General features: G+C 71.6%; 17 protein-coding genes. 15 read left to right on the top strand and 2 right to left on the bottom strand.

Annotated elements, in window-relative coordinates; all coding sequences use genetic code 11:
- The first annotated feature begins 5 nt into the window (after window positions 1-5).
- From WMF27_RS10150 to WMF27_RS10140, 3 genes are all read left to right on the top strand, one after another.
- Window positions 6-533 carry a tetratricopeptide repeat protein gene (locus WMF27_RS10150; protein WP_437769109.1) on the top strand — a complete coding sequence of 176 codons (528 nt, stop codon included), beginning with the start codon at window positions 6-8 and terminating at the stop codon, window positions 531-533.
- A 44-nt stretch (window positions 534-577) separates the two neighbouring features.
- Entirely contained in the window at window positions 578-1,975 is a 1,398-nt protein-coding gene (gene sthA / locus WMF27_RS10145; RefSeq protein WP_437769110.1) for a Si-specific NAD(P)(+) transhydrogenase, read from the top strand.
- 161 nt (window positions 1,976-2,136) lie between these two features.
- On the top strand, window positions 2,137-2,781 hold the full coding sequence (locus WMF27_RS10140; RefSeq protein WP_437769111.1) for a Uma2 family endonuclease: 645 nt from the start codon (window positions 2,137-2,139) through the stop codon (window positions 2,779-2,781).
- A gap of 56 nt (window positions 2,782-2,837) precedes the next feature.
- Here WMF27_RS10140 and WMF27_RS10135 read toward each other — a convergent pair whose 3' ends face one another.
- Window positions 2,838-3,599, bottom strand: coding sequence for a hypothetical protein (locus WMF27_RS10135; protein ID WP_437769112.1), 762 nt, complete (start codon window positions 3,597-3,599; stop codon window positions 2,838-2,840).
- Window positions 3,596-3,787, bottom strand: a complete 192-nt coding sequence (locus WMF27_RS10130; protein ID WP_437769113.1) for a hypothetical protein — start codon at window positions 3,785-3,787, stop codon at window positions 3,596-3,598. Before WMF27_RS10130 ends, WMF27_RS10135 begins: the two co-directional genes overlap by 4 nt.
- Window positions 3,788-4,149: 362 nt before the next feature.
- On the opposite strand from WMF27_RS10130, the gene WMF27_RS10125 reads away from it, so the two are divergent.
- The 12 genes from WMF27_RS10125 (at window position 4,150) to WMF27_RS10070 (ending at window position 22,618) form a co-directional block, all read left to right on the top strand.
- Window positions 4,150-4,911, top strand: a complete 762-nt coding sequence (locus WMF27_RS10125) for an SDR family NAD(P)-dependent oxidoreductase (protein ID WP_437769874.1) — start codon at window positions 4,150-4,152, stop codon at window positions 4,909-4,911.
- Window positions 4,908-5,333, top strand: coding sequence for a RidA family protein (locus WMF27_RS10120; protein ID WP_437769114.1), 426 nt, complete (start codon window positions 4,908-4,910; stop codon window positions 5,331-5,333). The genes WMF27_RS10125 and WMF27_RS10120 overlap by 4 nt, the downstream gene beginning before the upstream one ends.
- Window positions 5,334-5,365: 32 nt before the next feature.
- Complete coding sequence (locus WMF27_RS10115; RefSeq protein ID WP_437769115.1) at window positions 5,366-5,908, top strand: MarR family winged helix-turn-helix transcriptional regulator; 543 nt, start codon at window positions 5,366-5,368, stop codon at window positions 5,906-5,908.
- Window positions 5,909-5,948: 40 nt separating this feature from the next.
- Entirely contained in the window at window positions 5,949-6,836 is an 888-nt protein-coding gene (locus WMF27_RS10110; RefSeq protein WP_437769116.1) for an enoyl-CoA hydratase family protein, read from the top strand.
- Window positions 6,833-8,122 (top strand): acyl-CoA dehydrogenase family protein, encoded by a 1,290-nt coding sequence (locus WMF27_RS10105; protein ID WP_437769117.1) that lies wholly within the window; start codon window positions 6,833-6,835, stop codon window positions 8,120-8,122. Before WMF27_RS10110 ends, WMF27_RS10105 begins: the two co-directional genes overlap by 4 nt.
- Window positions 8,123-8,124: 2 nt before the next feature.
- Window positions 8,125-9,609 (top strand): NADH:flavin oxidoreductase, encoded by a 1,485-nt coding sequence (locus WMF27_RS10100; RefSeq protein WP_437769118.1) that lies wholly within the window; start codon window positions 8,125-8,127, stop codon window positions 9,607-9,609.
- 2 nt (window positions 9,610-9,611) lie between these two features.
- Window positions 9,612-11,315: a benzoate-CoA ligase family protein gene (locus WMF27_RS10095; protein ID WP_437769119.1), complete on the top strand. Its 1,704-nt coding sequence runs from the start codon at window positions 9,612-9,614 to the stop codon at window positions 11,313-11,315.
- A gap of 3 nt (window positions 11,316-11,318) precedes the next feature.
- Complete coding sequence (locus tag WMF27_RS10090; protein WP_437769120.1) at window positions 11,319-12,113, top strand: creatininase family protein; 795 nt, start codon at window positions 11,319-11,321, stop codon at window positions 12,111-12,113.
- A 514-nt stretch (window positions 12,114-12,627) separates the two neighbouring features.
- On the top strand, window positions 12,628-14,493 hold the full coding sequence (locus tag WMF27_RS10085) for a DNRLRE domain-containing protein (RefSeq protein ID WP_437944113.1): 1,866 nt from the start codon (window positions 12,628-12,630) through the stop codon (window positions 14,491-14,493).
- 180 nt (window positions 14,494-14,673) lie between these two features.
- A complete protein-coding gene (locus WMF27_RS10080; protein ID WP_437944112.1) occupies window positions 14,674-16,725 on the top strand; it encodes a L,D-transpeptidase family protein in 2,052 nt (683 codons plus the stop codon).
- A gap of 62 nt (window positions 16,726-16,787) precedes the next feature.
- Window positions 16,788-17,972: an acyl-CoA dehydrogenase family protein gene (locus tag WMF27_RS10075; RefSeq protein ID WP_437769123.1), complete on the top strand. Its 1,185-nt coding sequence runs from the start codon at window positions 16,788-16,790 to the stop codon at window positions 17,970-17,972.
- Window positions 17,973-18,106: 134 nt separating this feature from the next.
- Window positions 18,107-22,618 carry a HipA N-terminal domain-containing protein gene (locus WMF27_RS10070; RefSeq protein WP_437769124.1) on the top strand — a complete coding sequence of 1,504 codons (4,512 nt, stop codon included), beginning with the start codon at window positions 18,107-18,109 and terminating at the stop codon, window positions 22,616-22,618.

The raw sequence follows: 22,618 nt of genomic DNA, 5'->3' as shown, positions 1-22,618 counted from the left end.
GCGCCATGGTGCTCAGAGCCGTGGTGGACGAATCGATCGACGCCGCCCACTGGGAGGCCGTCGAGGAGGCGGCCGAGCTCCTGCAAGAGGAGCAAGTCCAGGAGGCGCTCGTCGTGCTGCGCGACGTGATCAAGGCCTCCCCGTCGAACCCGTACGCGTACAACCTGCTCGGGCACGCGCTCTACGAGCTCGGCCAGCTCGAGCCGGCGCGCGACGCGTACCGCGCCGCCGTGCGGCTCGCGCCGAGCTTCCTCGGGGCGCGGGTGGCCCTGTCGCACGCGCTCCGTCGCCTCGGCGATACGGACGGCGCGATCGCGCAGGCGAAGGAGGCGCTCCGCCGGTTCCCGAAGGACGGCGAGGCGATGCACGCGATGGGGCTCTCGTACGCGGCCCGCGGCAACCGCGCGCTCGCGCGGAAGCACCTCCAGGGCTTCCTGGACGCGGGCCCGGAGGTCGAGGCCGCCATGGAGGTGCGGCAGATCCTCGAGATGCTCGGCGTCGGGGGCGACGACGAGCCGCTCCAGTTCGAGTAGCCTTCCCGGCGCGCGCGCGCGGCGCGCCGGAGGCAAGGAACTCGATGGCGACCACCCCGCACTTCGATCTCATCATCATCGGCACGGGGCCGGGCGGCGAAGGCGCCGCCATGACGGCCGCGAAGCATGGCAAATCGGTCGCGGCGATCGAGCGTTACACGCGGGTCGGCGGGGGCTGCACCCACTGGGGGACGATCCCCAGCAAGGCGCTGCGCCGCGCGATTTACCACATGAACCTGATCAACCAGAGCCCCATCTACAAGCGGATGGATGTGGTTCCGGAGTACCCGTTCGCCGAGCTGCTCGCGAACGCGAACCGCGTCATCGACGAGCAGGTCGACCTGCGGGAGAGCTTCTACGACCGGAACCGCGTCCAGCTCGTCCCGGGGCAGGCCAGGTTCGTCGATCCGCGCACGATCGAGGTGGAGGGCGACGGCGGCCAGCGCCGGCGGTACACGGCCGACAGCTTCGTCATCGCGACCGGCTCGCGCCCGTACCGGCCGGCCGACATCGACTTCAGCCACCCGCGCGTCTTCGACAGCGACACGCTGCTGCGCATGGATCACACCCCGCGGAGCATCACCATCTTCGGGGCGGGCGTCATCGGCTGCGAGTACGCGTCGATGCTGCGCAACATGCAGGTCGCCGTGAACCTCGTGAACACGCGCGCCCATCTGCTGGAGTTCCTCGACGACGAGATCACCGACGCGCTCGGGTACCACTTCTGCGACAAGGGGATCCGCGTCCTGAACGGCGAGGAGCACGAGGCGGTCGAGGCCACGAAGGAGGGCGTCGTGCTCTCCCTGAAGAGCGGGAAGAAGCTCCGGAGCGAGGTCTTCCTCTGGGCCAACGGGAGGTCGGGCAACACGGCCGATCTCGGCCTGGAGAGCGTCGGCATCACGCCGAACAAGCGCGGTCAGCTCGAGGTGAGCGAGACCTTCCAGACGAGCCAGCCGCACATCTACGCGGTCGGCGACGTGGTCGGCTTCCCGGCGCTCGCGAGCGCGAGCTACGACCAGGGCCGGTACGCGGCCAGCCACCTCTGCGGCCACGCCGACGACAAGCTGGTCCGGGACATCCCCACGGGCATCTACACGACGCCCGAGATCTCGTCGCTGGGCAAGAGCGAGCGGGAGCTCACGGCGGAGAAGGTGCCCTACGAGGTGGGGAAGTCGACGTTCAAGACGCTCGCGCGCGCGCAGATCACGGGCCAGCAGGTCGGGATGCTGAAGCTGATCTTCCACCGCGAGACGCTCGCGCTGCTCGGCATCCACTGCTTCGGCGAGAACGCCGCGGAGATCATCCACATCGGGCAGGCGATCATGTCGCAGCCTGCGCCGCAGAACACGATCCGGTACTTCGTGAACACGACGTTCAACTACCCCACCATGGCCGAGGCCTACCGCGTCGCGGCGCTCGACGGGCTGGGGCGCGTGTTCTGAGGGCGCGGCTGCCGGGCGCGCCCGGGCCCGCCCCTGGCAGCGTCCGGCGAGGCCGTGGCGCGCGTCAGGGCCGTCGAGGAGGACAGCGGCGCGCGGGCGCTCGGATCGGCGGTTGCCAGCGCGCGGCCCGGCGGTGATACTCCGCAGAGGAGCACGCTGTCATGGCCGCCGCTGCACCCCTCCTCGCCCCCCCTGCCGGCGCCGCCGACGCTGTCGCGGCGGACGGCTCGGAAGACCAGATCTTCGTCGTTCATGACGTGTCGTGGGAGCAGTACGAGGCCATCCTGGCCGCCCTCGGCGACCGGGCTGGCGTGCGGGTGACGTACTGCGAGGGAGTGCTGGAGCTGATGAGCCCGGGCGGACCGCACGAGGGGCGGAAGACGATCCTGGCCCGCCTCGTCGAGGCCTACGCGGAGGAGGCGGAGCTGCCGCTCAGCGGGTACGGCAGCATGACCGTCCGCAATCGGCTCGCGGAGCGGGGGGTGGAGCCGGATGAGTGCTACGTGCTCGGGACGGTCGACGACGGGGAGATCCCGGAGCTCGCGATCGAGATCATCGAGAAGAGCGGGACGATCAACAAGCTCTCCGTCTATGCGGGGCTCGGCGTGCCCGAGGTCTGGTTCCTGAAGAAGGGGAAGCTCTCCCTTCACGTCCTCGGCCCGGATGGCTACGCCGAGACGGAGCGAAGCCGGTTCTTGCCGGGGCTCGACACCGCGGAGCTGACGGAGTTCATGGTGCGCAAGGGTGACCAGACGACGGTCGTGCGCGCGTGGCGAGCGATGCTCCGGAACCGCGGCCGACGGTGAGCGCGATCCGCTGAGCGGCGAGGCGCCGCCTCCGCCGCTACCCCCGCGCCGCTCGCCTACCCCCCGCCGCTCGCCCGCGCCGCGCACGCCGCCGCGATCGCCTCCGACCCCGCCTCTCGCGCCACGATCTCGCACGCGCGCCACGCCGCGAGCCGCTCCGGCCCCGCGGCGCCCCGCGGCGCCGCCGCGACCCGCGCCTCGACCGAGCGCGCGAAGGCGTCCAGCGCCGCCTCGTCCCCGCGCTCCGACAGGAGCGCGCCCAGCGCGAGCGCCGCGTGCGCGACCTGCCGCTCCGCGCCCGGGTACATCTGCTCCGCGAGCGCCTCGACGAGCGCCGGGAGATCGCGGCGCGCCGCGGCCTCGTGCGCCCGCACCTCGGGCGCCGCGGCCTCGGCCCCTGCGACGCCGAGGCGCCGCTCCAGGTAGCCGACCACCGAGCGGGCGACGCGCTGGAACGAGGCGAGCCCGTCGGTCGGCGCCTCGAGCACGCCGCCCCCGGCGCGCGCGCCCGCGACGTCGAGGTCGAGCACGATGACGAGATCCTCCCGCTCCCCGATGACCAGGAGGTCATGCGCCCAGTCGAGCGAGCGCTCCTCCGCGAGCCACGCGGTCGCCCGCGCGACGTCGCCGCGCGGCAGGATCAGCGTGCCGTCCGGGAGCGCGATGCCGTCCGCCGCCGCGTAGAGCGCCGCGAGATCCGGCGGCTCGGCCAGCGCGAGGGACCACGCGCCCGCCCCTGCCGCCGGGGGCCGCGCCTCCACGCCGGCGCATGCGAGCAGCGCGGCGACGCGCGACGCGAGCACGCCGGCCGCGCTCACGGCGCCCGCCCCGGCAGCTGCAGCGGCGCGCCCATCGCCAGGGCGTGCACCTCGATGCCGCGAGGCGGCGCGTACGTGTCGCCGGTGCCATCCGGCTCGATGCCCTCGGTCATGTGGATGCTCTTCGTCGCGAAGCCGTCGCGGGGCGCGACGAACAGGCGCGCAGCGTAGTGGATCGGATCGACCACGTCGACGATCGACTGCGCGAGCGAGATCGCGGGGTGGAGCTCGCGCTCCGCGCCCCGGCGAGCCCGGAGCAGCCGTCGAGCCGGACCATGCCGCCCTCGCCGGCGCGGATCGTTCGGCCACGCCCGCTCAGGTCTTCGTCCATGCTCTCCGCCCACTACGTTCCAGACGACGACGCGCCGCGCGGCGCGCGCGGCGAGCGCAGCGTGCGCCGGACGAGCGAGGAAAACGAGGAAAACGAGGCCGAGCCGCGCGTTCCGTCGCGAGGTGGCCGACGCCGACCTCAGCAGACGGGCGGCGCTGCGAGCGCAGACGAGGGTGACTTCGCCTTGTGCTTCATATATATATGATTTAGGTGCTCCGGATGTCCCTCGAAGGCAGGATCGCGCTCGTCACGGGCGGGGGTCGCGGCATCGGCCGGGCGATCGCCGAGCGGCTCGCGCAGGGCGGCGCGCGCGTCGCCGTCGCAGGCCGCACGCAGGCCGAGATCGAGGAGACGGCGGCGGCCATCGGGGGCGTCGCCGTCCGGCTCGACGTCGGCGATCGCGAGGGCGCGCCGCCGGCGATCGCCGCGCTCGAAGCCCAGCTCGGGCGCATCGACGTGCTCGTCAACAACGCGGGCGTCGCCGAGAGCGCGCCGTTCGACAGGACCAGCGACGCGCTCTGGGACCGCATGCTCGCGGTCAACGTGACCGGCGCCTTCGCGCTCTGCCGCGCCCTGATCCCGAAGATGATCGCGCGCGGGTTCGGCCGCGTCGTCAACGTCGCCTCGACCGCCGGGCTCGTCGGGTGCGCCTACTCGACCGCGTACTGCGCGTCGAAGCACGCCCTGGTCGGCATGACCCGCGCCATCGCGCTGGAGATCGCCCGGACGCCGGTGACCATCAACTGCGTCTGCCCCGGGTGGGTGAGCACGAGGATGGCGGACGAGGCGATCTCCCGCATCGCCGAGAAGACCGGGCGGGGCGAGGACGCGGCGCGGCGGTCGCTCGAGTCGATGTCGCCTCAGGGCCGGATGGTCGAGCCCGGCGAGGTCGCGCTCGTCGTGGCGATGCTCTGCAGCGACGAGGCGCGCAGCATCCATGGCCAGGCGATCCCGGTCGACGGGGGGCAGGTGATGCGGTGAGCGGCGCTCTCGAGATCGTGCAGCCGGCCGGGTGGCCTGCGCCGCAAGGCTACGCCAACGGCGTCGTGACGAGCGGCAGGACGCTGCACATCGCGGGGCAGATCGGGTGGGACCCCGCGTCCGGGCGGTTCCGGAGCGACGATCTGGCCGAGCAGTTCGCCCAGGCGCTCGACAACGTGCTCGCGGTCGTCGCGGCCGCCGGCGGAGAGCCGGGCGACGTCGCGCGCATGACCGTCTACGTGACCGATCTCGAGGCGTACAGGGGCTCGCTCCGCGCGATCGGCGCCGCGTGGCGGGCGCGGTTCGGCAAGCATTTCCCGGCGATGGCCCTCCTCGGCGTCGCGGGGCTCGTCGAGCGGCGCGCGCTCGTGGAGATCGAGGCCGTCGCGGCGCTCGACGCGCGCGGCGGGGGCGGCCCGTGAGGCGCGGGGCGCCGGCGAGGCGGCCGCTCGCCGTGGTCCCCCCGCCGGAGAGCGCGCGCGGCAACCAGGCCGCCGTGCGCGCCTGGGTGCGCATCCTTGCGGTCCACAAGCGCGCGCTCGCGGCCATCCGGGAGGACCTGGAGCACGAGATGACCCTCCCGCGCTTCGACCTCCTGGCGAACCTCGTGCGCAGCGACGGGCAGACGCTCGCGTCGCTCTCCCGCAGCATGCTCGTCACGGCGGGCAACCTCACCGGGCTCGTCGATCGCGCGGCGCGCGACGGCATGGTCGAGCGGCGGGCCGACCCGAGCGACCGCCGCGCGTGGCGGGTGCACCTGACCGCCAAGGGGCAGCGCGCGTTCCGCGACGCCGAGCGGCGGCACGCCGCGCGCGTGGCGAAGGTGTTCTCCGGGCTGAGCCCGGCCGAGCTCTCCACGCTGACGCGGCTGCTCGACAAGCTGCGCACCACGCTCCGCGAGCCGGCCACGCCCGTCCCGTCGCGCCCCGGCAGCGCCCGCGCGCACGCCGAGCGGAGCGCGCGGAGCCCCCCGCGGCGCACACGGACGAAGCCCTGATCGCGCGAGGCTCGCGTCCGGCGCGCGCCGGACCCAGGAGATGCCCATGACCCTCACTCCCCGCTCCTTCCATCTCGATCTCAGCCGCGGCGTCGCGGAGATCACGCTGAGCCGCCCCGACCGCCTGAACGCCCTCACCTTCGAGGTCTACGGCGAGCTCACGGCCACGTTCCGCTCGCTCGAGCGCTCGGCCGCGCGCGCGGTCGTGCTCACCGGAGCGGGGCGCGGCTTCTGCTCGGGCGGCGACGTCGAGGGGATCATCGCCGAGCTGTTCGCGCGCGACGCGCGGGGGCTGCTCGAGTTCACCCGCGCGACCGGCGCGCTCATCCAGAGCATCTGCGAGCTCCGGCGCCCGGTCATCGCCGCCGTCAACGGGGTCGCCGTCGGCGCGGGCGCGGTGATCGCCGCCGCCTGCGACCTGCGCATCGCCGCGGCGAGCGCCCGCTTCGGGTTCATCTTCCCCAAGGTCGGCCTGTCCGGCGCCGACATGGGCGCCTCGTACCTCCTGCCCCGCATCGTCGGCCGGGGGCGCGCCGCCGAGCTGCTCTTCTTCGGCGATCTCATCGGCGCCGACGAGGCGCTCCGCATCGGCCTCGTGAACCGCGTCGTCGCCGACAGCGACGCGCTGGGCGTGGCGCGCGGCTGGGCCGAGCGCCTCGCGCGCGGGCCGGCGTTCGCGCACGCGATCACCAAGCAGATGCTCGAGAGCGAGCGCACGATGCCCCTCGCCGCCGCGATCGAGGCCGAGGCGCAGGCGCAGGCCATCTGCATGGCCCACCCCGACTTCCGCGAGGCCCACGAGGCGAACAGGGCGAAGCGCCCGCCGCGCTTCGAGGGCGCCGACCTGGGCGACGCGCCGGCCGCGCCCGGCGACGCCGACGCGCCCCCCACCCCGCGGTCCACCGGCCACGAGGCGCACCGCGTATGAGCGGGCTCGCGCTCTCCTCGGCCGAGCTCCCCGTCTTCTTCGAGGAGCGCCACGCCGCGCTCGCCGCGCGCCTGACGCCCGAGGCGCTCGCGCCGCTCGCGCCGCTCGTCGAAGCGCGCGACGCCGCCGCCCTGGCGCGCAGCATGGGCGAGCCGCTCGGGCTCTACGCGCACCTCGTCCCCGAGGCGCTCGGCGGCGCGCCGAGCGGCGGCGGCCTCCCCGCGGACGCGACCGCCATCGACGTGCGCTCGCTCGTCCTCATCCGCGAGGCGCTCGGCCAGGTCGCCCCGCTCGCCGACGCGATCTTCGCGGTGCAAGGGCTCGGCTCGTACCCGATCGTGCTGGCCGGCAGCGACGCGCAGCGCCGCGCGATCCTGCCCGACGTGCTCTCGGGGCGGCGCATCGGGGCCTTCGCGCTGACCGAGCCCGAGGCGGGCAGCGACGTCGCCTCGCTGAGGACCGAGGCCCGCCGCGAGGGCGACGGATGGGTCCTCGACGGCGAGAAGGTGCTGATCTCGAACGTGCCGCTCGCGCACCACCTCGTGGTCTTCGCCCGCACGGGCGCGCCGCCCCACGACGGCGGCGGCGGCGCGGCGCGCGAGCGCGAGCGCGGCGGCGGGCGCGCCGCGATCACGGCGTTCCTCGTCGACAGCGGCGCGGAGGGCGTCGCCTCGGAGCCGCTCCCGATGTCGGTCCCGCACCCGATCGGCCGGCTCCGCTTCGAGCGCTGCCGCGTGCCGGACAGCGCGCGGCTCGGCGAGGTGGGCGGCGGCTTCAAGCTCGCGATGCAGACGCTCGACGCCTTCCGGATCTCGGTCGGCGCGGCGGCGAACGGGATGGCGGCGCGCGCGCTCCGCGAGGCGATCGCGCACGTCACGCGGCGGAGGCAGTTCGGTGCGCCCCTGTCCGAGCAGCAGATGGTGCGCGCCTACCTCGCCGAGATGGCGACCGAGCTCGACGCGGCCCGCCTGCTCGTCGCCCGCGCGGCCCACAAGCGCGACACGGCGCCGGCCGGCGCGGCGGCGCGCGTCTCGACCGAGGCGGCCATGGCGAAGATGTTCGCCACCGAGGCGGCGCAGCGGATCATCGACCGCGCGGTCCAGCTCCACGGCGGCATGGGGGTCATCGAGGGGACCGAGGTCGAGCGGCTGTACCGCGAGATCCGGCCGCTGCGCATCTACGAGGGGACGACGGAGATCCAGAAGCTCATCATCGCGAAGGGCATCCTGGAGCGCGCCGCCGCGGAGCCCCCGGCCGACGAGCGCGCTCGCGACGGGGCGCGGTAGCCATGTGGAGGCCGCCGGAGCGGATCCGCCACGCGCTGCCCCGCGAGGAGCCCAAGGCCGCGGGCGAGGCGGCGCGCGCGCGCCTCTTCTCGCCGCTCCGCCTCGCCTCGGGCCTCGAGCTCGCCGAGCGCTCGTGGGTGCCCGCGATGGTCCCGTGGCGCGCGACGGAGGAGGGCGTCGTCACGCAGGACGTGCTCGACTGGTACGGCCGCTTCGCCGAGGGCCAGCCCGGCGCCCTCGTGGTCGAGGCGACCGGGATCCGCGACGTGCCGAGCGGCCCGCTGCTCCGCGCCGGGCACGATCGGTTCGTCCCGGGGCTCCGGGAGCTCGTCCGGACGGTCCGCGCGCGGAGCGCCGGCAGGACGCGCGTGTTCCTGCAGCTCATCGACTTCCTCCGCATCCGCAGGCGCCCGGCGAAGGACAGGTTCCTGCGGGAGTTCCTCGAGATCACCGGCGCGCACCGGCGCGCCCTGTCCGAGGCGCTCGGGGAGCCGCCGCTCCGGGACGCGCCGGAGATCGAGGTGCGCGAGCGGCTGCTCGCGCTCGACGACGCGCGGCTCGAGGCCGTGCTCGCGCCCCGCGAGCTCGAGGCGCTGCGCTTCGGCGAGCGCGAGCGCGTCACCGACGTCGCGCTCCCTCACATCCGCGATCTGCCGCGGACGCTGCCGGGCCTCTTCGCCGAGGCCGCCGTGAGGGCGCGCGAGGCGGGCTTCGACGGGGTCGAGCTCCACTACGCGCACGCCTACACCATGGCCTCGTTCCTGTCCGCGCTGAACACCCGCCCGGACGGCTACGGCGGCGATCGCGAGCGCCGCGCGCGCCTCCCGCTCGAGGTCTACGCGGCGGTGCGCGCCGCCGTCTCCGCTCGCTTCACGGTGGGCTGCCGCTTCCTCTGCGACGATGTCATCGCGGGGGGCAGCCGGGTCGACGACGCGGCGTTCTTCGCGCTCGCGTTCGCGCGCGCCGGCATGGACTTCCTCTCGCTGTCGACCGGCGGCAAGTTCGAGGACGCGAAGCAGCCCAAGGTCGGCGAGGCCGCGTACCCCTACACCGGCCCGAGCGGGTACGAGTGCATGCCGACCGCGCTCTCGGACGCGGCGGGGCCGTTCGGGCGGCAGGTGCCGAAGCAGGCGCAGATCCGGCGCGCCCTGCGCGAGGCCGGCCTCGGGACGCCGGTCGTCGTGGCGGGGGGGATCTGCACGTTCGCCCAGGCCGAGGCGATCCTCGCGCGCGGCGAGGCCGATCTCATCGGGGCGGCACGGCAGACGCTCGCGGATCCCGACTGGTTCCTGAAGGTGCGGCTCGGGCGCAGCGGAGAGGTCCGACGTTGCATCTATTCCAATTACTGCGAGGCGCTCGATCAGCGCCACCGGGCCGTGACGTGCCAGCTCTGGGATCGCGAGGGGCTCGACGAGCCGGGGGTCGCGACCACGGAGGGCGGAAAGCGGCGGCTCACGGCGCCGCGATGGAGGCGAGAGGAGGCGTGACGATGACCGCACCGACGTTCCCTGACGAGCTCAACCTCGCCGACTACTTCCTGTTCGATCGGCTGCGCGAGGGGCTCGGCGACAAGGTCGCGCTGCTCTTCGGCGATCAGCGGCACACCTACGCCGACGTCGCCGAGAAGGTCCGGATGCTAGAGGCGCACCTCGCCGTCGAGGGCGTCGCGCTCGAGCAGCGGGTGCTCATCGTCCTGCACGACTCGCCCGCGTTCGTCTGGGCCTTCTTCGCGGCGCTGAGCCACGGCGCGGTCGTGGCGATGGGCAACCCCGAGGCGCCCGCGCCCGACCTCGCGCACCTCGTCGAGTACACGCGGGCCGCCGCGGTCGTCACGATCCCGCGCGTGGCCGAGGCGCTCGCGCTTCAAGGCGCGCTCGCGGCGGCGAACGTCCGCACCGTCGTGCTGGTGCCCGAGGTCCCGACCGGCGGCGATCTCGAGGCCGATCTCCCGGTCTCGCCCGCCCTCGCGGCGCTGCGGGGCACCTCGCTCCGCGGCGCCCTCGCGCAGGGGCGCGCGGCGCTCGCGGCGAAGCGCGCCCCGGCAGGCCCCCGCCCCACCCGGCGCGACGACATCGCCATCTGGCTCTTCACGTCCGGCTCCACCGGCAGGAGCAAAGCGGCCATGCACACGCACCGCGACTTCGCCTTCAACACCGAGCGCTACGCCAAGGCGACCGTGGGCTACCGCGAGGACGACATCACCGTCTCGGTGCCGCGCCTCTTCTTCGGCTACGCCACGGGCACCAACCTGCTGTTCCCCTTCGCCGTCGGCGCGACGTCGGGCCTCTTCGTCGAGCGGCCGACGCCGGAGTCGCTCGCGCGGTACATCGAGCGCTATCGCCCGACGGTCGTCACCAACGTCCCGACGATGATGGGCAAGCTGCTCGATGACGACGACGCCCGCGCGGCGCGCGGCGCGCCGCGCCTCGACCTCGCGAGCGTCCGCTTCCACCTGTCCGCGGGCGAGGCGCTGCCGCCGGCGCTCCTCGAGCGCTTCCGCGCGCGGTTCCACGCCGACGTCTATGACGGCATCGGCTCCGCGGAGATGTTCCACATCTACTGCACGAACCGCCCCGGCGACGTGCGTCCGGGGTCGCTCGGCCGCGTCGTGGAGGGGTACACGATCAAGATCCTCCCCTCGGACGCGGCCGGGCCTGGCGCGCCCGAGCTCCCGCCCGGCGAGACCGGCGTCATGTGGGTGAAGGGCGACTCGGTCGCGCTCGGCTACTTCCAGGATCGCGAGAAGAGCTGGGGCACCTTCCACGGCCACTGGTGCCGCACCGGAGATCTCTTCCGCATGGATGCCGAGGGCTACCTCTGGTTCAGCGGGCGCGCCGACGAGCTGCTCAAGGTGGGCGGCGTCTGGGTCGCGCCGGTCGAGGTGGAGGAGTGCCTGACCGAGCACCCGGCCGTCAGCCTCGCCGCGGTGATCGGCGCCGAGGAGGCGGGCCTCGTGAAGCCGAAGGCGTTCATCGTGGTCCGCGACGACGCGCGCGGCCGCGTCGCCACCGACGAGGGGAGGGCCGAGCTCGCCGGGGAGCTCAAGGCCTTCGTGAAGGACCGGCTGAGCAAGCACAAGTACCCGCGCTGGGTCGCCTTCGTCGATGACGTCCCCAGGAACGATCGCGGCAAGGTCGATCGCAGGGCGCTCCGGCAGCGCGAGGCCGCCGGCGAGACCCCGGCGGGCCTGTAGACCATGCAGGCCGCGCCGCGCCTCGCGGACCTCACGACGGAGGAGCTCGCCGCGCTCCTGTCGGGCGGCGCGCCGTGCGTCGCGCTCGTGCCGGTCGGGTCGGTCGAGCCGCACGGCCCGCACCTGCCGCTCGGTACGGACACGCTCATCGGCGAGGCCGCGGCCGAGCAGGCCGGCCGCCGGCTGCGGGCGCGCGGCGTCGCCGCGCTCCTCGCCCCGCCCGTCGGTTATGGCGTGACCGACTTCGCGGCGGGCTTCGCCGGCGCGATCTCGATCCCGGCGCCCGCGCTCACCGCCTTTCTGCGCGCCGTCGCCGAGGCCTACCTGTCGGCCGGCCTGTCGCATGTCTGCTTCATCAACAACCACCTCGAGCCGGCGCACGACCGCGCCGTGCGCGCCGCCACCGGCGACCTGCCCCTGGGCCGCGCCTCGGTCGCGTGCCCGCTCGCGCGCCGCTGGGCACGGACGCTCTCCGCGGAGTTCCGGAGCGGCGCCTGCCACGCGGGCCGTTACGAGACCTCGCTCGTCCTCGCCGCGGCCTCCGCGCTCGTCCGGAAGGACATCGCCGAGGCCCTGCCGGACCTCGACCTGAGCCTGTCGGAGGGCATCAAGGCAGGAGCGAAGAGCTTCCGCGCGCTGGGCATGGACGCCGCCTACACGGGATCTCCGCGCGAGGCGTCCGGGGAAGAAGGCCGCGCGTTGCTCGATCTGCTCGCGACGATGATTGTCACCGAGGTCGAGGAGGGGCTCTCCAGGGCTGCCGGTCACGAGCCCATGCCAGGAAAAGGCAGCGGGTAAGCCAAAGGGCGGCCAGGTAGACAAAGCAGGCATTTCTGCTCCATCGCCGCTGCCTCACGCTCGCCTGAACGGCAGAATCCGCCATCGACTCACGCGCCTCGGCAAGCTGAACAGCTCACTCAGGCCGCGCATGCCGCGCAGAACGCAGAACGTGAGCGGCATCACAAATGTGCTTCACGGCGCTCGACAATCACCATCGACTTGAGCAATAATAATTATTTTTGTTCTGACATCACAAACAAATTTATCCGATTTTTGACAACAAACCTCGCTTCCCAATTGACGTATTCAAAGAGAAGCCGTAAAACGGTATCGTTTTCCTCGCGCGCTGTTTTGACGCCAGAACGATCCGACGGCTGACCTGATGAAGGTGATGCTTTACGGCGCGCATCCGGATGGTGGCTTTGGCGGGGGCGCTCTCTGGCGTTCCTGCGCGACGGCATCACATGCAGCCTCGCGGGCGGAGCTGGCCCGGCGATGCGGATCGGAGAGCATCATGAGGAATCGAACGTTCATGAGAGGGTCTCGGCATCTGCTCCTGGCCACCTTTGCGGCCGCCTCCGGCGCGGCGCTCGCCGGGTGCGTCGGCGCGCAAGACGAAGGTGGCGAGCTGATCGGTGAGGCCCAGCAGGCGGCGAGGGTCTGCGTGACGCTCAAGCGCACCGGAGCTACGGGCGGGGCCACGGATGCGCACATCATGGAGGCGTATCCCAGCTACGTGCCCGGCGGAACGGACATGTATGCCGGGGTGAGCTCCGACAAGAGAATCTATTCGCTGCTCGCGTTCGATCTCTCGTCGATCCCAGCCGACGCAATCATCGTCTCCGCGGACCTCGGCGTGAACATGGGCGCCGCGATTCCCGAAGAGATGCGCGTACACAGGGTCACGGCGCTATGGAACGAGAGCACCGTGACGTGGAACAGCCACAGTACGTCCTGGGATCCCGAGGTCCTAGGGAGTCTCAGGGCAAGCGCGGGATACATCTACGGATACCATACGCTCAGCCTGACCGGGCTCGTACAGAGCTGGGTGAACGGCACCCCGAACCATGGGGTGCTCTTCGAACAGACCGTGAATCGAACCGGAATCAAGTCGAGCGAGACCGCCGAGACCGCCACGGATCCCAAGCGGCCGTATCTCTACGTCTGCTATGACAGCGCCACGGGCACCGGCTCGACCACGAGCTCCACGACCACCGCGGCCACGACCACGAGCTCCACGACCACCGCGGCCACGACCACGAGCTCCACGACCACCGCGGCCACGACCACGAGCTCCACGACCACGACGTCGAGCGCCACCGGCACGGGTGGTGCTGGGGGCGCCGGTGGTGCTGGGGGCGCGGGCGGCGCGGGCGGTGCCGGCGGCGGGGGCGGCGGGGGCGGCGGCGGCGTGCCTGGCCTGCCGATCAGCTGCGACAGCAGCACACCTGGCGCAGGTGCCAATTGCGGCGTCGAGGGGAGCGATGACTGCTGCTCGACCCTTCCGGTCCCGGGCGGCACGTTCGACCGGCTCAACAACGCGGGCCTGCCGGCAACGGTCAGCAGCTTCTACCTCGACAAGTACACGGTCACGGTGGGGCGCTTCCGGCAGTACCTCGAGCAGACCGGCGGCCCGACCCAGGCCAACCCGCCGGCCGCCGGCGCGGGTGCGCACCCGAAGATCGCGAACAGCGGCTGGGACCCGTCGTGGAACACGTATCTCACGGCCAACACGAGCGCGCTCAAGACGGCGCTCATCTGCGATCCCTATGGATGGCCGTCCTGGAGCGACACGCCGGGAGCCAAGGAGAAGAAGCCGATCGTCTGCGCGACGTGGTACGAGCTGTTCGCGTTCTGCGCGTGGGACGGCGGCCGGCTGCCGACCCAGGCGGAGATCAACTACGCCTCTGCCGGCGGCGACGAGCAGCGCATCTTCCCGTGGGGCGGCACGGGCTTCGAGAGCATCATCGGCGTCAACCAGGACGGCTCCACCGATGTCACACGGTATGCCTCCTGGTGCTGCCAGGGGGACGGCACGGTCGCGGGTGATGGAACGAACCGCTGCCTGGTGGAGCCGTACCCGAGCAACTATCCCTGCGCGCACTCGGATCTCACGGACGTCGGCGCCTTCCCCGCCGGCGCAGGGCGGTGGGGGCAGCTCGACCTGTCCGGCAACGCGTACAAGGCCACCCGTGACGGTTCGGATAACTATCAGCTGCTGACGCCCTGCAACGACTGCTCGCGGCTCGACAACACCTCGAACGCACGCTTCATGCACGGCGGCAGCTTCCTGGCCGCCGGGTACAAGCAGACGACGGACTTTCGGGCTTCCTACGCGGGCACCTCGCGGCGCTACTACGTCACGGCGACGTGCGCGCGCGATCTCCCCACGCCGTGACGCCGCTCCAGCCGGCGGCGCGGCGAGGCGACCGCGCGCCGCCCTGGTGAAGCCGGCGGGCGCGGAGCCGCCGCACACCGCGCCAAGGCGCCCGCCGGCCCTGCCGGGCCTCCCAGGCGGGCGCCTCCTGCCGGCGAGCCGCTCGCCCCGTGCCCTTCCGCTCTCCTGAATGATCCCCCCTTGAATTTGGCCCTCGCCGGCGCCTCCTGGTACGCGCGCTCCATGCGCGTGAGAGGCGTTTTCCTCCTGCCGGCGATGGCGCTCGCGACGCTGAGCGTGAGCTGCCCGCGCCCTGCCTCCGAGCCCGCCGCGACGTCCCCGGCCCCTGCGCCCGCCTCCGCCGTCACCGCGCCGCTCGCCGAGGCCGCGCCCGCCGTCGCTGCCCCGGCGCCCTCCGGCGCCCGCGCGGAGGACGTCGCGCCGCCCGGCGAGGACGCCACGATGGCGCCGGGCGCGCTCGCCGCGGCGCCGGGCGGCGACCCGCTCGCGTTGCCGGCGCTGCCGCCGGAGCTCGTCGACGACGGATCCGACGCGCTGCCCGAGATCGATCCTCCCCCGGCCACCGCGCCGACGGCGGCCGAGGAGGAGGTCCACGAGCTCGCGAGCGTCGCCAGGGAGACGTGGATCTTCGCCGAACCGCGCTGGACCAGCCGGCGCATCGGGTACCTGCGCGCCGGCGCCGTTGTCGCGCGCAGGCCGGAGCCGTCCGGCAGGACGTCGTGCGCCGACGGCTGGTACCACATCGAGCCGAACGGCTACGTCTGCATCGGCGCCAGCGCGACGCTCAACATTCACGACCTCGCGGTCGAGGCATCGTCTCGCCGACCGGTCCGCCGGTTCGCCTCGCCCACCTTGCCGGTCGTTCGTGGCGAGGCCGCGCCTGCCGCGACGCAGCCGGGCGAGACCGTACTTGCCGCGATGCAGCCGGGCGAGACCGCACTTGCCGCAATGCAGCCGGACGCAAACGCACTTGCCGCGACGCAGCCGGACGCAAACGCACTTGCCGCGACGCACCCGGGCGCAAACGCACTTGCCGCGACGCACCCGGGCGCAAACGCACTTGCCGCAATGCAGCCGGACGCAAACGCACTTGCCGCGACACACCCGGGCGAGACCGCACGTGCCGCGACGCAGGCAGGAGACGCGACAACCCTGCTCGGCGGCCTGCCCTACACATACGTGATGTCTCGCTCCCCCACCCCGCCGCTCTATGCGCGCCTTCCGGACGAGGACGAGCAGCGCGGCGCCGAGCCCGACCTCGCCGCGCACCTGCTCCGCGCCGCGACCGCCGCGCGCGCGCCCGACTTCGTCGCGCCGCCGCCTCCGGACGCGACCCCCTCGGTCCTGCTCTACGGGCGGCCGGCGCCCGGGCTCGCCGGCGATCGCCGCTCGCCCGGCGCGCTCGTCCTGGGCCGCGCCCGGACGCGCTCCGGCTTCGCCCTGCTCTCGACGTTCGATCACGACGGGCGCCGCTTCGGCCTGACGACCGACCTCGCCGTCCTGCCGCTCGACCGCACCCGGGTCATCCGGCCGAGCGCCTTCGCCGGGCTGGCGCTCCCGGAGGGCGTCCCCTTGCCCGTGGCCTTCGCCAGGCGCCGCCACGCCGCGCGCCTCGTCCCGGGCGAGCGCGGCGGCGTCACCCGCGCCCCGCTCCGCTTCCGCGAGGCGATCCCGCTGTCCGGCGCCTCGCGGCGCCTCGGCGGCATCGACTACCTCGAGGCGCGGGACGGCTCGCTCGTCCGCTCGGACGAGGTCGTGCGCGTCGACCCGCTCCCCAGGACGCCCGCGTGGGCGGTGCGCGGGCGGAAGTGGATCGACGTCTCGATCGACAAGCAGAGCCTCGTCGCCTACGAGGGCACCCGCCCGGTCTACGTGACGCTCGTCTCGACGGGGGCGGACGGCCTCGGCGACCCGAAGACGACGCGCTCTACCATCCAGGGGCTGTTCCGCATCCACACGAAGCACGTCACGGTCACGATGGACGGCGACGAGGAGGACGAGGATCCGTTCGACTTCCGCGACGTGCCTTTCGTCCAGTACTTCACGGAGGGCTTCGCGTTCCACGCGGCCTACTGGCACGATGATTTCGGCACCCCGCGCAGCCACGGTTGTGTGAACCTCTCTCCGCTCGACGCCGCCTGGCTGTTCGAGTGGACGACCCCCGAGGTCCCGGCCGAATGGCACGGCGCGCTCTCGCTACGGAAGGGCACGCTCGTCTCCATCCGCCCCTGAGCCGGCGGCCCGCCGGCGCTGCCCCTTCCGCGCCGCGCGCAGGCACGCTACACGCTCGCTCCATGGCCACCCAGGAGCCCCTCTCGCTCGATCAGCTCATGGCGTTCGATCCGCTGCTCTCCGAGGAAGAGCGCATGATCCGCGACGCCGTCCGTCGCTTCGTGCGCGAGCGGTACCTGCCGCGCGCCGCGGACCTGTTCGCGCGCGAGGAGTTCGCGACCGACCTGATCCCCGAGATCGCCGCGCTCGGCCTGCTCGGGGGCTCGCTGACCGGCTACGGCTGCGCCGGCATGAACTCGGTCGCTTACGGCCTCGCGCTGCAGGAGCTCGAGTATGGCGACAGCGGCCTGCGCAGCTTCGTGAGCGTCCAGGGCTCGCTGGCGATGTATCCGATCTGGAAGTACGGCTCCGAGGCGCAGAAGCAGCGCTGGCTGCCGAGGATGGCCGCCGCCGAGCTGATCGGGTGCTTCGGCCTGACGGAGCCCGACAGCGGGTCGGATCCGAGCTCGATGAAGACCCGCGCCCGGAAGGACGGGAGCTCGTACGTCCTGACGGGCACGAAGATGTGGATCACGAGCGCGCCCATTGCGGACCTCTGCGTTGTGTGGGCCAAGGTCGACGACGGAGGGGCCGAGTCCATCCGCGGCTTCGTGGTGGAGCGCGGGATGAAGGGGCTGGAGACCCCGCTCATCCACGGCAAGATGAGCCTGCGCGCGAGCCCGACCGGGGAGATCGTGCTCAACGAGGTGCGCGTGCCGGAGGAGAACGTGCTGCCGGGCGTGGTCGGCCTGAAGGGCCCGCTCGGCTGCCTGACCCAGGCGCGCTTCGGCATCGCGTGGGGCGCGCTGGGCGCCGCGCGCGCCTGCTACGAGACGGCGGTCTCCTATGCGCGCGAGCGCGTCCAGTTCGGCCAGCCGATCGCGTCGCGTCAGCTCATCCAGTCGGAGCTCGTCGAGATGGCGACGGAGATCGCGAAGGGGCAGCTCATGGCGCTCCACTTCGGGCGGCTGAAGGACACGACCGGCATCAGCCCGGTGCAGGTCTCGCTCTGCAAGCGGAACAACGTGGGCTGGGCGCTCAAGATCGCGCGGACCGCGCGGAGCGTGCTCGGCGCGAACGGGATCCTGCTCGATTACCCGGTCATCCGGCACATGCTCAACCTGGAGAGCGTGTACACGTACGAGGGCACCGACGAGGTGCATTGCCTGATCCTCGGCAACGCGATCACGGGGCACAACGCGTTCTGAGGGGATATCGGCGGGTGGTCCGCGCTGGCGGGCGGCTGCGCGCGTGACCCGCCGCGCGCCGAGGTAGGGCTCGCCCGTCGGCCAGGCGAGCGAGAGGAGTCGTGGTACGCTCGCGGCCTGGAGGCTAGCGGAGCGTGGTCCATCGGAAGCCTGTCACCCTGCTGCACCTGTCCGATCTGCAGTTCGGCCCGCACCATCGCTTCGAAGGGCCGAGCTCGCCGGGCAGCCTCCTCCAGCGCCTCCGCGACGACCTCGATCGGCTGCGCGAGGAGGAAGGGACGCGCCCGGACCTCGTTCTCCTCACCGGCGACCTCACCGAGTACGGCATGAAGTCGCAGTTCGATCAGCTCCTCTCGTTCGCCCACGGGCTGACCGAGGTCACGGAGCTGCCGCCGCGCCGAGTGGTCGTCGTGCCCGGAAACCACGACGTCAACTGGAAGCTCTGCGAGGCGTACTTCGCGGAGCGCGCGGGCAACGAGCAGCAGCCATCGCTACCGTACTGGCCGAAGCTGCGTCCCTACGCGGAGTTCTTCGCCCGCTTCTACGAGGGGCAGACCGGCATCGAGTTCACCGAGGCGGAGCCGTGGACCCTGTTCGAGTACCCCGACCTCCGGGTGGTGGTCGCCGGCGTGAACTCGGCGATCGCCGAGAGCCATCGGGCCGAGGACCATTACGGCTTCGTTGGCGAGCAGCAGCTCCGGTTCTTCGCGGGCAAGCTGCGGCCTTACAAGGAGCAGGGGTTCCTCAGGATCGCGGCGATCCATCACGATCCGCTCCATCCGGGCGAGAACGACATCGCGAGGCAGGACGCGAAGGACCTGAAGGGGATGCTCCGGCCCTACCTGAACCTCGTGGTGCACGGGCACCTCCACGAGGAGCAGCTCGGGTGGCTCGACAACGACGTGCCGGTCCTCGGGATCGGCAGCGCCGGCGTGAAGGTGCCGGAGCGGCCGCCGGAGGTGCCGAATCAGTACCAGATCGTGCAAGTCTACCCGGATCGGCTGGCGTATGGCACGCGGGCCTATGTCCCTGACCAAAAGAGGTGGATCGGCTGCCTGAGATCCGACCCCGAGGGGCGCACGTGGCGGGTCGAGAAGAGGGTGGGGTTCGAGCGGGTCGAGGGCACGTTCTCCGGCAGCGCTGAAGCGGTTGCGTCCCCGCTCGCCGATCTCGCCCAGATGGTCGATGCGTACCGCCGTCACTGGGCAGACTTTTACCGGCGGGAGACGTTGTTCGACCTGGCGACGATGGGCGAGGACGCGGACATTCCGGCAGGGCTCGACCTGCTGCACGTCTTTCTGCCGCAGACTGCGCGCCGCGAGCCACCCCGCCTGGATCTGCCGCGCGACCTCGGCGGCGATCTGGACGACGAGGAGAGGCTCGGCAGGTTCCCGCAACGAACCAACGCGGAAGATGCGAGGCATCGCACGGCCATCGTCGGTCCACCGCAGCCGATCGATCGGGTCGTCACCTCGTTGGGGGAATCCTGGGTCCTGATTCTAGGCGCCCCCGGAGCAGGCAAGAGCGCCCTCACCCGCTGGCTCGTCCTTAAGCTCTGCGCGCCAGGCGAGTCACTCGGCGACCTGCCCGCCGACCTGGTGCCGGTGCGCGTCGAGCTCCGGCGGTTCGATCTCCATTATCGTCAGTGCCAGCAAGCAAGCCGATCCTGCGATTTCTTCGACTACCTCGACAAGGTCCATCGGGAGCACAACCTTTCGCTCCAGGGAGAGCCATTGCGCCGACTCGCCGAGGCGGGGCGCCTCCTGTGGCTCTTCGATGGGCTTGACGAGGTGGCTGACCCGCATGCCCGGCGGGACTACGCCGCCATGATCGTGGGCTTGCGCGACCGCTATGCGGGGCGGGGCATCGTGACGAGCCGAATCGTCGGCGCCCGCCCGGCCCAGCCGCTCTTCCAGCAAGCCGGGCTCGCGACCTACACGCTGCAGGAGTTCGATGAGCAGCAGATCGAAGCCTTCCTGGAGCGCTGGCACCGCCTCGCCTTCCCCGGCGCACCGGAGGCCGCGGCGCGAAGGCTGGAACGCCTACGCCAGACGCTCAAGGAGAGCAGGCCCGTGCGCGAGCTGTGCAGCAACCCTCTGCTACTCACGCTCATCGCAATGCTCAACCGCGGCGCGGAGTTGCCTCGGCAGCGGCACCGGCTCTATGAGCGCGCCGTAGACCTCATGGCAGAGCAGTGGGAGGTGAACAAGCACCTGGCCGCGGCCGGTGCGGTCCAGTTCGATCTGCCCAGCAAGAAGCGGTTCTTGCGGAAGCTCGCCTTCCAGATGATGACCGAGCTCACGGGCGGCAGCGGTAACGCCGTCCAGCAGCGGGACCTGAGCACCTTCGCGGCGTCCTTCTGCACCGAGGAGTACGGGCTCAGGGCCGAGGAGGCGCAGGCGACGGCCGAACAGCTCATTCAGCACCTGCGGGAGAGGAACTACATCCTCGCATTGATCGGCGGTCAGACCTTCGGGTTCGTTCACAAGACGTTCCTGGAGTACCTCGCTGCAGCGGAGATCCATGCGCGGTTCCGGGCTCATGACTGGGGGCTCGACGAGATCAAGGCGGTCTTCCAGATGAATTGGCTGGACCAGGCATGGAGCGAGACGCTGACCCTGATCTGCGGGATGATCGAGGAGGAGCGCCCGCAGCAGGTGATCGAGCTGCTGCAGGGAGTCCTAGCGCGGTTGGGCCCCTTCGACGACGGCAATATGAATTCATTCGTAACGTTTGCGCTTCGATGCCTGGCCGAGATCCGTCTGCTCGATCAGGAACCCGTCCGCACCTTCGCGCGCGAGATCACAGACTTCATCCTGGTTCCCGAGTTCCCTTCATGGCCACGTGACGATGAGCAACTCTCGTCTGCCCTCCGGCTTCGCGGTCCGGAGTGGCCGGATGCCGCCCGCTTCACTACTGCTGCCCTTGAAGCGAGCTCGCGCGATGTCAACCCCAACAAGATCGCCTTGCTGAACGAGCTCGCCCTCGCCGTATGCCCCAGGCAAGATCGAATCAGCCTACTAACACAGAATCTCCTGGACCAACTTGACGACTACCTGCTCGCGAATTTGTTCAAGGAAGCGGGCCATCTGGGAGAATGGGCAGAATCCGAAGTCATGCAGCTGCACCGCGCCGTAGAGCAGCTCTCGGAGCCCAAGAAGACCAGCGCCTGGCTCGCGATGCTAGACGGCGGCATATCCTCGGCATCTAGACCGATCGCTGCGATCATGCATCACGCCAGGACACCTCGCAGGCGCTACACCGCGGCCGTCGCACTGCTACGAGTTCCAGAATGGCGAAATGAGGCCGTGAGCCTCGTGGTCGACACGATCCGCCGCGGGCTATTGCTCGGCGCCAGCAGCGACATCCATGCTCTAATCAAGGCAGCGGACGATTCCACCATGCGCGACCAGGTGCGCTCCCTGCTCCACATAACCAATGCTCGATCGAGGGAGGACATTGCCCGAGAGCTGACCCTGCGCTGGCATGACGAAGAGGCCGCAACGACATGGATGAAAGCGATATTCAACGACCCAGACACGACGAAATCTACCTACATCAACACTCACAGACTTCAGGAGCTAGCTCGCAACAGCACCGCAGCGCGCGAGATACTATCGCACGCATCACACAACATCAACAGTATCGCACGACCCGACGCAAAGATCACTCTCGCCCAATGGATGGTCGCCCACGAGGACCCACGCGGGATGAGCATATTGCACGAGATGGCAATTTCAGCGTCGTTGCCGGCACACATTCGACTTTGGTCTGCGTGGACACTGTTTGATACACCACGGGGGCGAGAACTGGGTGCCGCTGCATTGACACGACTAGCCCAAGAATCCGACCAACTCACAAACAGCCAGTGCATCGAAACTCTGCGACAGTATGCGCTCGTTGTCCCAGCGGCCCATGAAGGTCTCTCGCAGCTAGCGAGCAGCGACCCGCGCGAGCATGTTCGGCTTCGGGCATGCGGGGCGCTCGCTTCCCTGGGTGGCCCAGATCGCCCCAAGGCCCTCCGTCTCCTCGGCCAGCTCGCCACCACCGCGCACGACGAGATTGTTCGCGCTTTCGCCGCTGCGCATCTCCACCGCCAGGGTCTCCCGGACCTCGAGTGGCGCCCGGTCCTCACCCACCTCAGCCGGCATGGCAAGCACGGCGCCACCCGCCTCCTCGCTGCGAAGGAACTTCTTGACGAGGCGCGCATCGCTCGCCTCGCCGAGCGCGCCAAGCGCACCGAGGTCCGGAAGGAGGCCTCCGCCGCCCTAGAGCGGCTCCGCATCTACCGCAGCCTCCTCCAGGTCGGTCGCCCCCGCCGTGGCATCGTCTCGCTCGATGGCACACGCGCCGGCGTCATTGAGGAGATCCCCGGCGGCTCCCGCTTCATCTACGACCGCGCCTACCTCGCCCGCCCCGACGCCGTCCCCCTCTCCCCAACCCTCCCGCTCCGGCCCGAGCCCTACGACAGCCGCGGCCTTCACCCCTTCTTCGAGAACCTCCTCCCCGAGGGCTGGCTCCTCGACCAGACCTGCCGCAAGCTCGGCCTCGACCGCACCGACGCCTTCGGCCTGATGCTCGCCACGTGCGCCGACTGTGCCGGCGCCGTGGAGATCGTGCCGGAGAAGCTCTCGGTGGCCGCGTAG

This window comes from Sorangium sp. So ce281 (genome assembly GCF_051527395.1).
In the GTDB taxonomy this organism is placed as follows: Bacteria; Myxococcota_A; Polyangia; order Polyangiales; family Polyangiaceae; genus Sorangium; species Sorangium cellulosum_B.
This window is presented reverse-complemented; position numbering and strand designations above follow the sequence as displayed.

Excerpts from the sequence above, each read along its gene's own strand:
- WMF27_RS10100 (WP_437769118.1), top strand. The coding sequence starts at position 8,125 with ATGTGGAGGCCGCCGGAGCGGATCCGCCACGCGCTGCCCCGCGAGGAG.
- sthA (WP_437769110.1), top strand. The coding sequence starts at position 578 with ATGGCGACCACCCCGCACTTCGATCTCATCATCATCGGCACGGGGCCG.
- WMF27_RS10075 (WP_437769123.1), top strand. The coding sequence starts at position 16,788 with ATGGCCACCCAGGAGCCCCTCTCGCTCGATCAGCTCATGGCGTTCGAT.
- WMF27_RS10095 (WP_437769119.1), top strand. The coding sequence starts at position 9,612 with ATGACCGCACCGACGTTCCCTGACGAGCTCAACCTCGCCGACTACTTC.
- WMF27_RS10150 (WP_437769109.1), top strand. The coding sequence starts at position 6 with ATGGTGCTCAGAGCCGTGGTGGACGAATCGATCGACGCCGCCCACTGG.
- WMF27_RS10090 (WP_437769120.1), top strand. The coding sequence starts at position 11,319 with ATGCAGGCCGCGCCGCGCCTCGCGGACCTCACGACGGAGGAGCTCGCC.
- WMF27_RS10105 (WP_437769117.1), top strand. The coding sequence starts at position 6,833 with ATGAGCGGGCTCGCGCTCTCCTCGGCCGAGCTCCCCGTCTTCTTCGAG.
- WMF27_RS10110 (WP_437769116.1), top strand. The coding sequence starts at position 5,949 with ATGCCCATGACCCTCACTCCCCGCTCCTTCCATCTCGATCTCAGCCGC.
- WMF27_RS10125 (WP_437769874.1), top strand. The coding sequence starts at position 4,150 with ATGTCCCTCGAAGGCAGGATCGCGCTCGTCACGGGCGGGGGTCGCGGC.
- WMF27_RS10140 (WP_437769111.1), top strand. The coding sequence starts at position 2,137 with ATGGCCGCCGCTGCACCCCTCCTCGCCCCCCCTGCCGGCGCCGCCGAC.
- WMF27_RS10085 (WP_437944113.1), top strand. The coding sequence starts at position 12,628 with ATGAGAGGGTCTCGGCATCTGCTCCTGGCCACCTTTGCGGCCGCCTCC.